The sequence below is a fragment of the Micromonospora sp. WMMA2032 genome (assembly GCF_002688545.1).
In the GTDB taxonomy this organism is placed as follows: Bacteria; Actinomycetota; Actinomycetes; order Mycobacteriales; family Micromonosporaceae; genus Micromonospora; species Micromonospora sediminicola.
This window is the reverse complement of sequence record NZ_CP024052.1, coordinates 6104982-6120558: the sequence shown is the minus strand read 5'-3', so window position 1 is coordinate 6120558 and position 15577 is coordinate 6104982. Positions and strand designations below refer to the sequence as shown.

The window sequence follows — 15577 nt, the reverse complement described above, 5'->3', positions numbered from 1 at the left end:
GCACGCCGGGACGGTGAGCCGGGACACGCCGGACGGGGCGTCCGGGGGATACGCTCGATCACGTGAGCGCACGGCTGCCGGTGTTCCCCCTCGGGACCGTCCTCTTCCCCGGGCTGGTCCTTCCGCTGCACATCTTCGAGGAGCGCTACCGGGCGTTGGTCCGCCACCTGGTCGGGCTGCCCGAGGGCGCGCCCCGCGAGTTCGGGGTGGTGGCGATCCAGGCCGGGTGGGAGGTCGCGCCCGCCGGGCCGCCGGGGCGGTCCGGGCTGGCCGGCGGCCCGGTCACCCTGCACGAGGTGGGCTGCACCGCCGAGCTGCGGCAGGTCACCGAGCTGGCCGACGGCGGTTTCGACATCGTCACCGTGGGGCGGCGGAGGTTCCGCATCGCCGAGGTCGACGACGCCGCCGAGCCCTACCTCACCGCCGAGGTGGAGTGGCTGCCCGAGCCGACCGGCCCGGACGAGACGGCCGATCTGCTGGCCGCCCGGGTGATCTCGGTGTTCCGGCACTATCTGGGCCTGATCCGGCCGGACCCGGAGGACATCTCCGAGCAGCTGCCCGAGGACCCGACCGTGCTGTCGCACCTGGTCGCCGCGACCGCCGCGCTGACCGTCGCGGACCGGCAGCGGCTGCTCGCCATCGACGACACCCCCGGCCGGCTGCGCGCCGAGCTACGCCTGCTGCACCGGGAGACGGCGCTGCTGCGCCAGGTGCGGGCCGTGCCGGTGCCGCTCAGCGAGCTGGCGGGTCTTCCGGCGCCGAACTGATCCCGGGCGGCGGCCGGTCGCCCACCTGACCCGTCGGGGGCGGCCAGTCGCCCGCCTGACCCGTGGGGGGCGGCCAGTGGCCGCCGGGCTCCGGTTCCGGGCGCAGCGACGGCCAGCGGGACCACCCGGCCAGCAGCGTGTATGTCACGGCCGCGCCGAACGCGGCGAGCAGCAGGCTGCCGTGCGGCACGGGCAGCGGCCCGTACCAGTCGACGCCGCCGGCGCGCAGGTCGGCGGGCTTGGTGAAGTCGGTGCCCGGCGGCGCGGTGTCCAGCAGCCGTTGGAACGTGGCCAGCCCGATCCGGCGGCCCACCTGCCAGGCCACCACGGCCGCGCCGAGCCCGCCCAGCGTCACCGCGAGCAGGCCGGCCGGGCCACGTCGACGACGCAGCAGCACCCAGAGCGCGACCGCGGCGAGCACGCCGAAGCCGAGCGCCAGGAGGCTGAACCAGCCGTCGGCCGCGATCGGCTGCTCCGGCTGCGCCGTGGTGTAGACCGCCCCGTCCGGGGTCTGCCGCACCGGTGTGTCCGGCGCCAGCCACGCCCAGAGCAACCCCAGCGGCGCGCCGAGCGCGGTCAGGAGCGCCGCCAGGCCGAGGACGGTCGCGACCGGGCGGCCGACGGCACGCCGGGCGGCCGGGGACGCTCCGGGCAGCTGGCCGACGACGCCCGGATGGCCGGCGAGCGGGTCCGCGCCGGGCGCGGTGACCGGGGTGCCGGCGGGCACCGGCAGCCCACCCGGCCAGGCGGGCGGCTGCGCGTCGGCCGGGCGGGCGCCCTCGGACGGCTGCGCGTCGGTCGCGCGGGCGCCCTCGGGCGACCGCCCGTCGGTCGCGCGGGCGCCGGCGGACTGCGCCGCCTCGGGCGCCTGCCGGTCGGTCGGTCCGCCGCCGGGACGCTCGGGATCAGGGGTGTCCGGACTCACCCGGTGATCCTCTCAGGCCGGGGCCCGGCGCGGGGCGGTGGTGGGCGGTCAGCGCGCGAACGGCTCCACCATCACCGCGGCCGCCTTGAGCCAGGCGTCCCGGGTCTCCGCCTGGAGCTGGTGGTATTCGATCGAGGAGCCGGTCTCGAGCGCCGGGTCGTAGGGCACCACGGCGACCGCCCGGGTGCGGGTGGCGAAGTGCCGCTCCAGGTCGTCCTGCAGGGAGGTGCGACCCGGGGTCGGGCAGGAGATCAGCGTGACCGCGTTGTCGGCCAGCTCACCCATGCCGACCTCGTGCAGCAGGTCGAGCATCCAGTCGGCGCTGAAGGCGGCGTCCTCGCGCGGCACGGTGGTCACCACGAGCTGGTCGGCGGCCTGCATGACGGTGCGCCAGTTCGGGCTCTCCACGTTGTTGCCGGTGTCCACGCAGACGACCTCGTGGGTCCGGCGCAGCAGCTCCAGCACCCGCTTGACGGTGAACTGGTCGAGGCGCTGGGCGAAACGCGGGCTCTCCTCGCCGGCCAGCACGTCGTAGGAGCCGTCGGAGGCGTGCCGCAGGTAGTCGTCGAGGTGCGACAGCAGCGTGTCGCCCTCCAGGATCTCGATCTGCGCCAGGTCGTGGACCAGGTGGCGGATGGTGCGGGCGTGTCGGGCGCTGCCGGCCCGCAGACCGAGCGTGCCGCGCAGCTCGTTGTCGTCCCAGGCGAGCACGCCGCGCCCGCGCACGCTGCCCACGGTGGCCGCGGCGAGCACGGTCGCGGTGGTCTTGTGCACGCCGCCCTTGGGGTTGGCGAACGCGAGCACCCGGGGCGTGCCCAGCTCGCGGCGGAGCACCCCGGTCGCCCGCTCCAGCTCGGGGTCCTGCTGCGGGGCCCGGGCCCGCCACCGCGCCGGCGCCGGCTCGACCGGGCCGGGCCGGGCTTCCACCGGCCGTCGCGGGGCGGGCAGCACCGGCTCCGGGCCGGGCGGGGTCTCCGGGCGGTAGCGGCCCCGGTCCAACAGCGCGTAGCGGGACTCCGCCGGGGGCGGCGCGGGCCGGTAGCCGCCGTCGAGCAGCGCGTAGCGGGACTCGACCGGCGCCTCGGCCCGCCCGCGCGGCTCGGGGACCGGCTCGCCGCCCCACGACGGTTCCGCGCGTGGTTCCGGGGCGAGGGGCGCCTCGGCGCGCCAGGACGGCTCGGGGGCGTACGACGGCTCGGCCCGCCAGCTCGGCGCGGCCGGCGGCTCCGGGTCGGCGCGGTACGCGGGTTCCGCGCGGTAGGCCGGCTCGCCGTCGAGGCGCGGGTCGGCGCGGAAGGCGGGGTCGACCCGGAACGTGGCCTCGGCGCGGTAGCCGGGCTCGGCGCCGTACGACCCGTCGGCGGCGCGGCCGACGGCGGCGGCGCGGCCGGTCCACCCGTTGCCCGCGCCGCGACGCGGCAACGGCTCGGGCGGTGGTGCCGCGTTCTCCTCGGCGCGCCGGTCGGCGTCGGTGTGCTCCGCGCCGCGACCGCCCAGCCGGGCCCGGTCGAGCAGCGCCCGCCACCGCGGTGCCGGCTCACCCTGCCGACCCCAGCCGGTCTCGCTGCCGTCCAAGGATTCGCCCTCCCCCAGCCCATCGATCTCCGCCTGACAGGCTACGAACGAAACCCTATTCGGACCACTCCCCGCTCCGCACATCGCCCGGTGGCCCTCCTCACCGTGTCACCCGTCGCGCCGTCGCGCACCGGGGTGTCTCAGGAGGTGGGAGCGGGATTGGGCGACCCGGACCCGGTGGTGGCCGGGCGGGCGACGGGTGAGGGTCCGCTCACCGTCGGTGCGGCTTCCGACGAATCACCCATACCGTCGCCGGACGCCAACCCGGTGTCGGCCGGCGGCCGGGCCACGTCGCGCTGCTCCGGCAGCGGCGGGGTGAACACCGTGCGGTCCAGGCGGGTCACCTCCGGCGCCGGGTCGACCCCGCGTACGCCGGGACGGCCGGCGAGGGTGCGCAGCACGTCCGGCCCGCCCCGCACCACGGCGGCGTAGACGCAGGCGCACCCGGCCCGGTAGGCGTCCGCCTCCCGGGCCGCCACGTCGGCCCCGGTGGCGTACACCCGGCGCGCCTCGGGGTCGGCGGTGGCCGCCGGCGCGGCGGCGCGGGACCGGTAGTCCGCCGCCTCGCGGTCCTTGCGCGCGGCGACCTCGGCCATCCCACCGACCACGTCGTCGGGCAGGCGCAGCGCGGCGATGCGCACGATCTCGGTCTGCCGGCCCGGCAGCGGCACCCGCGCGACCACGGCCGAGGCCGGTGTGCCGCCCAGCGTGGACGCCACCCGGGCCGGCGTCAGGTAGGCGGTGAACGAGACCAGGGCGTAGCCGTCGGGCGCCTGGAGCCGGGCCAGCTCGTCCCCGGCGGCGCGCAGGTACGCCGGCACCGCGTCGCCGTCGGCCACGCCGACCCGGGTCACCTCGCCCACCGTACGGTCGCCCACCGGCCGGTCCCGTCGCTGCGCCACGGCCACGACCAGCACGATCAGCGCACAGGCGAGGGCGAGCCAGGTCAGCGCGGCGGTGCGCGACCGGCGCGGCGGCGCGGGACGGTCGGTCACGGTCAGTCGCGCAGGATCTCCAGCGCCCGGGCCAGGTCGTCCGGGTAGTCGCTGACGAAGGTGACCTCGTCGCCGGTGCGCGGGTGCGCGAAGCTCAACGAGCGGGCGTGCAGCCACTGCCGGGACAGGCCGAGCCGGGCGGACAGCGTCGGGTCGGCGCCGTAGGTCAGGTCACCGACGCAGGGGTGCCGCATGCTGGAGAAGTGCACCCGGATCTGGTGCGTACGCCCGGTCTCCAGCCGCACGTCGAGCAGGCTGGCGGAGGGGAACGCCTCCAGCGTGTCGTAGTGGGTGATGCTCGGCTTGCCGCCGGAGACGACCGCCCAGCGGTAGTCGTGGTGGGGGTGCCGGTCGATCGGCGCGTCGATGGTGCCGCGCAGCGGGTCCGGGTGACCCTGCACCACGGCGTGGTAGCGCTTCTCCACCTCGCGTTCCTTGAACGCCCGCTTCAACGCGGTGTAGGCCAGCTCGCTCTTGGCCACCGTCATGATTCCGGTGGTGCCCACGTCGAGCCGGTGCACCACGCCCTGCCGCTCGGCGGCGCCGCTGGTGGAGATCCGGTGACCGATGCCGGCGAGCCCGCCGATCACGGTCGGGCCGGTCCAGCCGGGGCTCGGGTGGGCGGCCACCCCGACCGGCTTGTCCACCACCACGATGTCGTCGTCGGCGTAGACGACGGTCAGCCCGGGCACGGCCTGCGGCACCACGGTCGGCGGCGCGGCCGGCGCGGGCAGCGTGACCTCCAGCCAGGAGCCGGCCCGGACCTTGTGCGAGTTGGCCCGGACCGCGCCGTCGACCAGCGCGTCCCCGGCGTCCACCAGCGCCGCCGCGGCGGTGCGGGACAGCCCGAACAGCCGGGACACGGCCTGGTCCAGCCGCATGCCGTCGAGCCCGTCCGGGACGGGCAGGGACCGGTGGTCGCCGCCGGTGGCGAACGCGGCGGTCACGCGCGCTCCTTCTGGTCGGCCGGGGCGTCCTCGGTGGCGGGTTTCGCGGCGGCCCGGGAGCCGTCGCGCTGCCGGCCGGTCAGCTCCAGGAAGACCGCCAGCACCACGCCGCAGAACAGCGAGCTGTCGGCCAGGTTGAACACCGGGAAGAACTCGCCGTACGGGCCGAACACGCTGATCATGTCGACCACGTGGCCGACGAAGTGCCCCGGCGCGCGGAAGATCCGGTCGGCCAGGTTGCCCAGCGCGCCGCCCAGCACCAGACCCAGCGACACCGCCCAGGGCAGCGAGCGCAGCCGCAGCGCCATCCAGGCGATCCAGGCGATCACGCCGAACGTGATCAGCGGGAAGACCCAGGTGTGGTCGGAGCCGATGCTCCAGGCCGCGCCGCTGTTGCGGGTGAGGGTGAAGTAGACGGCGCCGCCGAGCACCGACACCGGCTCCTCCCGGCCGGGCAGCTCGCTGAGCGCGAGCTGCTTCGTGCCGAGGTCCGCCAGGAGCGAGACCAGGGACACGCCGAGCAGCAGGCCGACCGCCTTTCGGCGGGGCGCGCCGGCGCCCGTCTCGGTGGTGCCGGACCCGGCGGGCGGTGCTGCGGTCATCTGCTCCCCATCGACGCTCGCGACGGTGGCGGTCACCGTCTGCCGTACGGCCGCCGGGGAGCGGACGTCAGCGCCGCTCCTCCAGCTGCTTGCAGCTCACGCAGAGGGTGGCCGACGGGAACGCGGCGAGCCGCTCCACCGGGATCGGGTTGCCGCACCGCTCGCACCAGCCGTAGCCACCCTCGTCGAGGCGCTCCAGCGCGCGCTCGACCTGCGTGATCCGCTCCTTGATGCTGTTGGCGAGAGAGATCTCCTGCTCGCGCTCGAACGTCTTGGTGCCGGTGTCGGCCTGGTCGTCCCCGGCCGAGTCGGTCAGCCGGTCGCGCTGCAGCTCGGTGATCTCGCTCAGCGTCTGATCGTACTCGGCGTTGAGCTCGTCCCGCCGTGCCGCCAGGGCGGCCCGGATCTTCTCGGTCTCCGCCGCGCTGCGGGTGGCCTTCGCCACCGGCTTGCGGCCGGCGGTCCTGGTCTCGGCTGGCTTCGCCATCGTCAGCTCCCTCAGCCGCGTGGGCGCGGCGCTCAGCGGTACGTGGGCAGGGGTCACCGGCGCCGGCGTCCCCCACGAACAGACGGGCGCACGGCGACCGCGCCGCGCACTCCGGAGGTTGGCAAGAATACGGAACGTACAGGCGTCCGACAACGTGCCGCACCGTCGCTCCGCGTTTCCGCCCCGGAATGCCACTAACCGGGGCAAAAGGAACGCTAGCAGATCAGCCGGTCCGGTCCTCCCCGTACTCCCCAAACCAGCGGGCCAACCGGCCCCGGCGACTGACCGCCCGCAACCGCCGCTCGGTGGCGTCCCGCACCCCGGCGGTGGCGACGATGAGCAGGCTGTCCCCCACCTTCAGCCGGGTGTCCGGACCGGGCACGAAGCCGACCCCGTCCCGCAGCACCAGCGTGACCGCGGCGCCCACCGGCAGCCGCAGCTCGTCCACGTGCACCCCGGCCAGCCGGGAGCCGGCCGGCACCTCCAGCTGGAGCAGGTCGGCCCGCATCCGCTCCAGCGGCGCGGTCTCCAGCAGGATCTCGCTCGCCTCCGCGGGCGCGGTCACGCCCAACCGGCGGGCCGCCCGGGCCAGCGTCCCGGCCTGGAGCAGCGTGAAGATCACCACCAGCACGAACACCGCGTCGAAGAGCCGGTCCGCGCCCGGCACCCGCAGCGAGAGCGGGATGGTGGCCAGCACGATCGGCACCGCCCCGCGCAGGCCGGCCCAGGACAGGAAGAGCTGCTCGCGCAGGTTCACCCGGAACGGCAGCGCGGACACCGCCACCGACAGCGGCCGGGCGAGCAGCAGCAGGGCCAGCCCGGTGATCACCGCCGGCAGCACCGCGGCGTCCAGCCGGCTCGGCGACACCAACAGGCCCAGCAGCACGAACAGGCCGATCTGGGCCAGCCAGGCCAGCCCGTCGGCGAAGCCGAGGATCGCCTGCCGGTGCGGCAGCCGGGAGTTGCCGAGCAGCACCCCGGCCACGTAGACGGCCAGGAAGCCGGAGGCGTGCAGCACCGACCCGGCCGCGTACGCCAGCACCGTGAAGCCGACCACCGCGATCGGGTAGAGCCCGGACGAGGGAAGCGCGGCGCGCCGCAAGGCGTACCGCCCGGCCAGGCCGGCGCCCACCCCGACCGCCGCGCCCGCCCCCAGCTCGTAGCCGAGCACCAGCGCCTCGTACCACCAGGGGTGGGCCGCCTCGGCCCCGGCCCGCGACAGCAGCAGCACCAGCAGGACCACCGGGGCGTCGTTCATCCCGGACTCGGCCTCCAGCGTGGCCACCAGTCGCGGTGGCAGGCGCAGCCGGCGCAGGGTGGCGAAGACCGCCGCCGCGTCGGTGGACGACAGCACCGCGCCGTAGAGCAGGGCCAGCCGCCAGTCCAGGTCCAGCAGCAGGTGCACCACCACGCCGACGACCACGATGCTGACCACCACGCCGACCGTGGACAACGCCGAGGCCAGGCCGAGCACCGGGCGCAGCGTGCTCCACCGGGCGCTCAACCCGCCCTCGGCGATGATCACGATGAGCGCGCAGAAGCCGAGCACCCGGGTCAGCTCGACGTCGTCGAAGTCGATCCCCAGGCCCGCCTCGCCGATCAGCACGCCCAGCGCCAGGTAGACCAGCAGGCTGGGCACGCCGAGGCGGGTGGAGAAGCGCACCGCGCCCACCGCGACCAGCAGCACGGCCGCGCCCACCAGCAGCGCGAGGTTCAGCCCCGGGGTCATCGCCGACCGGCCCGACGGTTCCTCACCCGGCGCTGCCGTCGCGCAGCCGACGCAGCACCTCGGGCAACCCGTCGGGCGGGTGCGCCACCAGGAAGATCTTGTCCCGGCTGGCCGCGCCGGACCGCAGCGACACCGCGGCGGGCCGGACGCCCAGCGCGTCCGCCAGCGCCCGCCGGACCGCCTCGGTGGCCCGGCCGTCGACCGGCGGCGCGTGCACGGCGACGACGAGCGCGGGACCGTGCGGCCCGTCGTGGCGACCGCCCACCCGGGCCCGGGACGCGCCGGGCTTCACGCGCACCGCGACGGTGAGCGGGGTGTCCGCGATCGTCATGGTCAGTACGGCCGGGCGTCGGCGAGCAGCGTGGTGCCCGCGGCGCAGTGGGCGCACGGGGTGAAGCCGAGCTCGACCGCCTCGGCGACCGGCAGCGGTTCGTCCGCCCGGCCCACCAGGTGCGGGCAGTCGGTCAGGTGGAAGCGGGGGTGGCCGTCGACGACCCGGACCTCCTCCGGCAGCCGCACCAGCCGGGCCAGTTCGCCGGCGGTGAGGTGTTCGGCCGGGGGCTCACCCTCGGACAGGTCGCCCGGCGCGGGCGAGGTCGGTGTCACCTCGGCGCGGCCGGCGGCGCGGGGCACCGGGGGCGCCCAGGCGTCGGCCGGCGGGTCGTACGGCTCGGCCACCGGCGACCCGGGCGGTTGCCGCCACCCGGATCCGCCGGCGCCGACCGTCGACGTGTGGTGCGGGACCGGGCTCACCGGCTCGTCCGGGGACGGGCCGGAGCGCGCGGTCCGGGTGCGCGGGCCGGCTTCCCGACCCGCCGTGGCCCTCGCGGCGGCCGCCTGGCGGGCGAACGCGACGAAGGCGACGGCGGACAGCAGGCTGGCCGCGATCGACACGATCAGCAGCGGGCTCGACCCACCGGCCAGGCCCACCACCAGCAGCACGACCGCGACGAGGATGAGCAGGACGCTCGCGGCTATCACAGCTCACCCCCGGCCGCGTCGTGTCGGTCTGGGCGGTCGGTGGCCGTCCCGGGGACGGCCACCGACGCGGGATCAGCGGCCGGACTCGAGCGAGCCGGCGCGGCCGCCACCGTACGAGCCGGCGAGGCCGGCCGTGGCGAGGCCGTTGCTGCCGCCGGCGGCACGGGTGCCCTCGGCGCGGTTCATCTCGACCTCGAGGCCCTGCCCGCGACCGTCCAGGTCACGCAGCTGGCTCTCCAGGTAGGCCTTGAGACGGGTGCGGTACTCCCGCTCGAACTGCTTGAGCTCCTCGATGTGCTTCTGCAGCGCGGTCCGCTTGGCGTCCAGGCCGCCCATGGCCTCCTGGTGCCGCTGGCGGGCGTCCCGCTCCAGGGCGTCGGCCTTGGCGCGCGCCTCGCGGGTGACCTCCTCGGCCTTGGACCGGGCCTCGGAGAGCAGGCTGTCGGCCTCGCGCCGGGCGTCGGAGACGTGGTCGTCCGCGGTGCGCTGGGCCATCATCAGCACGCGCAGCGCCTGCTGCTCGCCGTCCCCGGTCACCCCCGCCGGGCCGCCCTGCGTGCGGACCTGCTCCAGCTCGGCCTGCATCGCCCGGGCCGCCTGCTCGGCGGCCGCCTTGTCGCGCTGCACCCGGTCGAGCTGGGCCTTGACGTCGTTGAGCTCCGCCGCGAGGCGGGCGTCGCCGCCGGGGCCGGCGGGCGCGCCACCCCGACCGCCGCGCTCCACCTGGGCGCGCAGCTCGTTGTTCTCCTCGATCAGACGGGCCAGCTCACGCTCGACCTCGTCCAGGAAGGCGTCGACCTCCTCCTCGTCATACCCCCGCTTGCCGATCGGCGGCTTTTTGAAGGCGACGTTGTGGACGTCGGCCGGGGTCAGCGGCATCGAAACTCCTCGGGTCAGTTGCGGCCGCGAAAGCGCTCTGGTCAGGCGAACGCCACGATCAGGCGCTGTAACACGAACTCCATCAGCACGAACAGGATAACCAGGAGCACAAGGGAGGCCAGGTCGATGCTCACGGTACCAATTCGCAGTGGTGGGATCACACGCCTCAACGCTCGCAGGGGCGGATCAGTGACGCTCCACACGACTTCCAGTCCCGCCGATGCGCCACGCCCCGGCTGCCAGCGGCGACCGTAGGCCAGCACCGCGCCGAGAACAAATCGGGCAAGAAGGACGAGCAGGAAGAAGTACAGCAGCAGGTAGAGCACCTGGAACAGGATCGACAACACGGCAGGCGACGTCCCTCGGTCGTGCGGGCTAGCTCAGGCTGAAAAAGCCGCCCTCAGCGATCTTGGCCTTGTCCTCCGCGGTGACCTGGACGTTGGCCGGTGAGAGCAGGAACACCCGGTTGGTCACGCGCTCGATCGTACCGCGCAGGCCGAACGCGAGCCCGGCGGCGAAGTCCACCAGCCGGCGGGCGTCCGCCTCGTCCATCTCGGTGAGGTTGATGATCACCGGCACCCCGTCCCGGAAGTGCTCGCCGATGGTCCGCGCCTCGCGGTACGTCGTCGGGTGCAGGGTGGTGATCTGGTAGCGCTGCTCCTCCTCCGGAGCCACCACCCGCTCGCGCGGCTGGGCCTGCGGCGCGAGGGCGAGGTTGTCCCGGGTGTGGTAGCTCAGCGCGCCGGAGCCGTCGGAGGAGCGGGTGATCGACCGGACGCTGGAGCGCTCGGTCCGCTCGGCCCGCTCCGGGCGCTCGACCTCGGACCGGTCGGCGTCGACGGCGCGGCCGGTGCGCTCGCTCAGCCGACCCCGCTCGCCGACCCGGCTCCGGGTCGTCGGCGGCTCGTCGGCCTCGTCGTCGTCCTCGTCGGCGAACTCCTCGGCGTACCGGCTCGACCGGTAGCGCGACGAGTCCCGGTAGCCACCCTTGTCGTAGCCACCGTCCTCGTACGCCCGCTCGTCGTCCTCCTCGACGAGACCGAGCCAGACCCCCGCCTTGCGCAGTGCACCCATCCCCGCGCCCTTCCGTCCGCCGTGCGGCACGCGCCCCCGTGCCGTGTCGCTTGATCACGAGTGGACGATCATGCCCACCGGACCGGATCGGCAATCCCCTGACGTGCGGTTCGCGGCCCGCCCGCCACGGCCCCCGGCTACGGGAACGCCGTCCTGAACAACACTGATGTAATTTGCTTCCGTCGTGGTCAGGCTACCCCAGCGTGGGGCGCATTCCGAGCAACGCGCTGCCGACGCGGACATGTGTCGCGCCGTGCGCGACAGCGCTCTCCAGGTCGCCGCTCATCCCCGCCGACAGCACCGTGGCACCCGGATGGTCGCCGCGCAGCCGCGCCGCCACCTCGGCCAGCCGGGCGAACGCCCGGTCCGGCTCCCAGCCCAGCGGGGCCACCGCCATCAGACCGGCCAGTCGCAGCCCGTCCGCGCCGGCCACCGCCGCGGCCACCGGGTCGAGCCCCCGATCGGGGTCGGCCAGGCCCGGCAGCGCCCCGCCCCGGGCCGCGTCGCCGTCGATGCTCACCTGCACCAACACGTCCAACGGCCGGTCCCGGGCGGCGGTCGCGGCGGTGGCGAGCGCGGCGGCCAGCCGGACGCTGTCGACCGACTGGACCACGTCGGCGTACCGGACCACCGACCGGGCCTTGTTGCGTTGCAGCTGGCCGATGAAGTGCCAGCGCGGCGTGGCCCCGGCGCCGGCCACCGCCGCCGCCTTCGGCGCCGCCTCCTGGTCCCGGTTCTCCCCCACGTCGCGCACCCCCAGCTCGGCCAGCGCGAGCACGTCGACCGCCGGGTACGTCTTGGTGACCGCGACCAGGGTGACCGAGTCCGGGGACCGGCCGGCCGCCGCGCAGGCGTCCGCGATCCGGGACCGGACCCGGGCCAGCCCGGCCGCGAGCTCGGTGCGACGCTCCGGCCGCACCGTCAGGGGTGACTCCGTCATCGGGGCGGCTCAGGACCCGTTCTTGAGGAAATCGGGCACGTCGACGTCGTCGAAGAGCACCCGGCGCGACGGCTGCTGCGGGGCCGGCATGGTGGCCGGCGGGCTCACCGGCGCGTTCGACTGCGCCGGCGGGTTCTGGTTGCTCTTGCGCGGCGGCTCGACCGCCTTGTACGCCGGAGCGCCCCCGTCGAAGCCGGCCGCGATCACGGTCACCCGCACCTCGTCGCCGAGCGCGTCGTCGATGACCGCGCCGAAGATGATGTTCGCGTCCGGGTGGGCCGCGTCGGTGACCAGCTGCGCGGCGTCGTTGATCTCGAACAGGCCGAGGTCCGAGCCGCCGGCGATGGAGAGCAGCACGCCCCGCGCGCCGTCCATGCTCTGCTCCAGCAGCGGGCTGGAGATGGCCGCCTCGGCCGCCTCCACGGCGCGGTTCTCGCCCCGGGCGCTGCCGATGCCCATGAGCGCACTGCCGGCGCCGCTCATCACGCTCTTCACGTCGGCGAAGTCCAGGTTGATCAGACCCGGCGTGGTGATCAGGTCGGTGATGCCCTGGACACCGGAGAGCAGCACCTGGTCCGCGGTGCGGAACGCGTCCATCATGGAGATGTTGCGGTCGCCGAGGGCCAGCAGCCGGTCGTTCGGGATGACGATGAGCGTGTCGCACTGGTTGCGCAGCTCCTCGATCCCCGCCTCGGCCTGCACCTGGCGGCGCTTGCCCTCGAACGAGAACGGCCGGGTGACCACGCCGATGGTGAGCGCGCCGAGCTTGCGGGCGATGTTCGCCACCACCGGCGCGCCGCCGGTGCCGGTGCCGCCGCCCTCGCCGCAGGTCACGAAGACCATGTCGGCGCCCTTGAGCACCTCCTCGATCTCGTCCCGGTGGTCCTCGGCGGCGTTCTTGCCGACGTCCGGGTTGGCGCCGGCGCCCAGCCCCCGGGTCAGCTCCCGGCCCACGTCGAGCTTCACGTCGGCGTCGCTCATCAGCAGCGCCTGCGCGTCGGTGTTGATCGCGATGAACTCGACGCCCTTGAGCCCAACCTCGATCATCCGGTTGACGGCGTTCACGCCGCCACCCCCGATGCCGACGACCTTGATGACCGCCAGGTAGTTGTGCGGAGGTGTCATCTCCGGTCCTTTCCCTTCGAGATTGGCATGGGCCGACCCCACACGGCTTGGCCGGACCAGCGGCGGAGCATCTGCCCTGAACTCTCCGACGGCTGAACCCTCACCCTCTACTAGAGGCTTAGGGCTATGTCAACCACTGATCTCTTCGGGGCAACGTATGCGCCGCCGCGCCAGGAGCCAAGGACCCTTCCGGCGTGTCGCCGACCGAGCGACCCGGGACACAAGGGCCGCTCGCCGCCCCAGGGCTACTGGAACGTGACCACGTCCGGGGCGCTGACGTCGATGCGGTCGGCCCGGCGCCCCAGCAACGCGGTGGCCACCGTGGACTTGTCCGAGCTGCGCGAGGCGTCCCCCCAGAACACCTCGCGGTCGCCGCGCAGCAGCAACGTGATCCGGGCCAGCCCGGCCACGTCGACCGCGACCAGCTCCGCGCGCAGCTTCGGACCGAGCGCGGCCAGCACCGCCAACCCGGCCCGGGTGCCCGGGTCGTCCGGGCCCGGGCGGGCGACCCTGACCAACGGCATCCCCGTCGGCGCCTGGTCCAGGTGCTGGAAGACCACACCGGAACCGTCGACCACCGCGAACCGCTCGCCCTGCGGCACCGCCGCCACCGCCACCCGCTCCTCGACCCGGATGACCAGCGTCCCCGGCCAGTCCCGCTCCACCGTGGCCCGCGCCACCGGCGGCAGCGCGCCCACCCGGCGCGCGGTCGCGGCCAGGTCCACCCGGGCCAGCGGCGCGTTGTCCGGCACCGCCGCGGCGTCCCGGATCTCCACCGGCGTGACCATGCGCGCGCCGACCACCCGGACGTCGCGCACACCGAACAGGCCGGTGCCGAGCACCGTCCAGGCGACCAGCCCGGCGACGGCCGCCACCGCGGCGGCGACCGCCCAGGGCAGCGCCGCCCGCATCCGCCGCTGCCGGGCCCGGGCCATGAAGCGACGGGTGGACGGCGGCACCGCGTCCGCGCCGGCGCGCACCAGCTGCCAGCGCCGGACCGGGCTGCGCCGCCCCGACCCGCCGTCCTGGCCGGGGGTGCGGCCGCGGGCCGGCCCCGGGCTCATCCGGCGGTGGCCGCCGCGCCGTCCGGGTCGACGCCGGCGCCCAGCGCCGCGGCGCCTCCGGCCCGCGCCAGCAACGCGTCCAGCAACTGGTCGCCCATCAGCGAGATCGGCGGCGCGCCCATGGTCACCACCACGTCTCCGGTACGGGCCCGGCGGGCCACCTCGGCCGGCACGTCGTCCCACGCCTCGACGAACACCTTGTGCTCGGCCGGCAGCGGCACCGCCTCGATCAACGCGGCCGAGCCCTCGCCGGGCCGGCGCATCTCGCCCGGGCCGAACACCTCCAGCAGCACCAGCTCGTCGGCGATGCCGAGGGCGGCGGCGATCTCCGCCTGCAGGTCCCGGGTGCGGTAGAGCCGGTAGGGCTGGAACACCACGATCAGCCGTCCGTCGCCGGCCACCTCGCGCAGCGTCTGCAGGGCCAGCGTCATCGAGGTCGGGTGGTAGGCGTACTCGTCGTAGACCAGCACGCCGTCCGCGACACCCTTGCGCTCGAAGCGCCGCCGCACGCCGGGGAACGCGCCGAGCGCGGCCTCCGCCGCCGCCACCGGCAACTCCAGCAGGTACGCCGCGAGCACCGCGGCGGCGCTGTTGAGCGCCATGTGCCGACCCGGGATCGGCAGCCGGATCTCGCCCAGCGACCGGCCCTCGACCTCGGCCAGGTAGCGCACCCCCTGCGCGGAGGAGGTGACGTCGCTCATCCGCAGGTCGGCGTCGGCGGACTCGCCGTACGTCCACACCCGACGCCCCTCCGCCCGCAGCGTCTCGGCCAGCCGCCGGCCGCCCGCGTCGTCGGCGCAGGTGACGACGAACCCGTCCGGGTCGGTGAGGCGGGCGAACTCCGCGAACGCGGCCTCCAGGTTGGCCAGGTCGCCGTACGTGTTGAGGTGGTCCGCCTCGATGTTCGTGATGATCGACACGTACGGGCGGTAGATGAGGAAGGACCGGTCGCTCTCGTCCGCCTCGACCACGAAGTGCTCTCCGGTGCCGTGGTGCGCGCCGGAGCCGACCTCGGAGATCTCCCCGCCGATGACGAAGGACGGGTCGGTGCCGGCCTGCTGGAGCACCATGGTGACCATCGACGTGGTGGAGGTCTTGCCGTGCGTGCCGGCGACCGCCACCGTGCGCCGGCCGGTCATCGCCGCCGCCAGCGCCTCGGATCGGTGCAGCACCCGCAGGCCCCGCCGGCGCGCTTCGACCATCTCCAGGTGGTCCTGCGGGATCGCCGAGGAGTAGACGACCGTGTCCACCCCGTCCAGGTTGGCCGCCTCGTGCGTCGAGTGGATCGTCCCGCCCAGCGCCCGCAGGCCGGCCAGGGACGGCCACTCCCGCAGCTCGCTGCCGGAGACCGGCAGGCCCCGGGTGAGGAAGAGCCGGGCCAGGCCGGCCATCCCGACCCCGCCCACCCCGATCAGGTGGATCCGGCCCAGGTCCTCCGCGGTCGTCGTGCCGGCGGGCGTGAACTGCGCGGTGTTCATTCCAGGTAC

17 protein-coding genes are annotated in these 15577 nt (G+C 75.3%); 1 reads left to right on the top strand and 16 read right to left on the bottom strand.

Annotated elements, in window-relative coordinates; genetic code table 11:
• Nucleotides 1–62: 62 nt before the first annotated feature.
• The gene (locus CO540_RS28465) at nt 63–767 is read left to right on the top strand and encodes an LON peptidase substrate-binding domain-containing protein (RefSeq protein ID WP_099164299.1); all 705 of its coding nucleotides are present in this window, start codon (nt 63–65) and stop codon (nt 765–767) included.
• Here the strand turns inward: CO540_RS28465 and CO540_RS28460 are convergent.
• The 16 genes from CO540_RS28460 to murC form a co-directional block, all read right to left on the bottom strand.
• Nucleotides 733–1692 carry a DUF2567 domain-containing protein gene (locus CO540_RS28460; protein ID WP_371682251.1) on the bottom strand — a complete coding sequence of 320 codons (960 nt, stop codon included), beginning with the start codon at nt 1690–1692 and terminating at the stop codon, nt 733–735. The two genes, CO540_RS28465 and CO540_RS28460, sit on opposite strands and share 35 nt — an antisense overlap.
• A gap of 48 nt (nt 1693–1740) precedes the next feature.
• Nucleotides 1741–3267 (bottom strand): ATPase, encoded by a 1527-nt coding sequence (locus CO540_RS28455; protein ID WP_099164298.1) that lies wholly within the window; start codon nt 3265–3267, stop codon nt 1741–1743.
• A gap of 140 nt (nt 3268–3407) precedes the next feature.
• Nucleotides 3408–4262, bottom strand: coding sequence for a hypothetical protein (locus tag CO540_RS28450; protein ID WP_099164297.1), 855 nt, complete (start codon nt 4260–4262; stop codon nt 3408–3410).
• 2 nt (nt 4263–4264) lie between these two features.
• The gene (locus tag CO540_RS28445; RefSeq protein ID WP_099164296.1) at nt 4265–5209 is read right to left on the bottom strand and encodes an RluA family pseudouridine synthase; all 945 of its coding nucleotides are present in this window, start codon (nt 5207–5209) and stop codon (nt 4265–4267) included.
• Nucleotides 5206–5811 carry a signal peptidase II gene (gene lspA / locus CO540_RS28440; protein WP_099165003.1) on the bottom strand — a complete coding sequence of 202 codons (606 nt, stop codon included), beginning with the start codon at nt 5809–5811 and terminating at the stop codon, nt 5206–5208. Before lspA ends, CO540_RS28445 begins: the two co-directional genes overlap by 4 nt.
• A 67-nt stretch (nt 5812–5878) precedes the next feature.
• The gene (locus tag CO540_RS28435; protein WP_098748056.1) at nt 5879–6298 is read right to left on the bottom strand and encodes a TraR/DksA C4-type zinc finger protein; all 420 of its coding nucleotides are present in this window, start codon (nt 6296–6298) and stop codon (nt 5879–5881) included.
• Between the two features lie 223 nt (nt 6299–6521).
• The gene (locus tag CO540_RS28430; protein ID WP_099164295.1) at nt 6522–8027 is read right to left on the bottom strand and encodes a potassium/proton antiporter; all 1506 of its coding nucleotides are present in this window, start codon (nt 8025–8027) and stop codon (nt 6522–6524) included.
• 22 nt (nt 8028–8049) lie between these two features.
• Nucleotides 8050–8358 carry a DUF167 domain-containing protein gene (locus tag CO540_RS28425; RefSeq protein WP_099164294.1) on the bottom strand — a complete coding sequence of 103 codons (309 nt, stop codon included), beginning with the start codon at nt 8356–8358 and terminating at the stop codon, nt 8050–8052.
• 2 nt (nt 8359–8360) lie between these two features.
• Nucleotides 8361–9008, bottom strand: coding sequence for a hypothetical protein (locus CO540_RS28420; protein WP_099164293.1), 648 nt, complete (start codon nt 9006–9008; stop codon nt 8361–8363).
• 72 nt (nt 9009–9080) lie between these two features.
• Entirely contained in the window at nt 9081–9887 is an 807-nt protein-coding gene (locus CO540_RS28415) for a DivIVA domain-containing protein (protein ID WP_091573288.1), read from the bottom strand.
• A gap of 41 nt (nt 9888–9928) precedes the next feature.
• Entirely contained in the window at nt 9929–10234 is a 306-nt protein-coding gene (locus CO540_RS28410) for a YggT family protein (protein WP_091059628.1), read from the bottom strand.
• Nucleotides 10235–10262: 28 nt separating this feature from the next.
• On the bottom strand, nt 10263–10961 hold the full coding sequence (locus tag CO540_RS28405) for a cell division protein SepF (RefSeq protein WP_099164292.1): 699 nt from the start codon (nt 10959–10961) through the stop codon (nt 10263–10265).
• Nucleotides 10962–11154: 193 nt separating this feature from the next.
• A complete protein-coding gene (locus CO540_RS28400) occupies nt 11155–11901 on the bottom strand; it encodes a YggS family pyridoxal phosphate-dependent enzyme (RefSeq protein WP_099164291.1) in 747 nt (248 codons plus the stop codon).
• Between the two features lie 9 nt (nt 11902–11910).
• Nucleotides 11911–13026 (bottom strand): cell division protein FtsZ, encoded by a 1116-nt coding sequence (gene ftsZ / locus CO540_RS28395; RefSeq protein WP_091573285.1) that lies wholly within the window; start codon nt 13024–13026, stop codon nt 11911–11913.
• 245 nt (nt 13027–13271) lie between these two features.
• Nucleotides 13272–14090, bottom strand: coding sequence for a cell division protein FtsQ/DivIB (locus tag CO540_RS28390; RefSeq protein ID WP_099164290.1), 819 nt, complete (start codon nt 14088–14090; stop codon nt 13272–13274).
• On the bottom strand, nt 14087–15568 hold the full coding sequence (gene murC / locus CO540_RS28385) for a UDP-N-acetylmuramate--L-alanine ligase (RefSeq protein WP_099164289.1): 1482 nt from the start codon (nt 15566–15568) through the stop codon (nt 14087–14089). The genes CO540_RS28390 and murC overlap by 4 nt, the downstream gene beginning before the upstream one ends.
• Between the last annotated feature and the right edge of the window lie 9 nt (nt 15569–15577).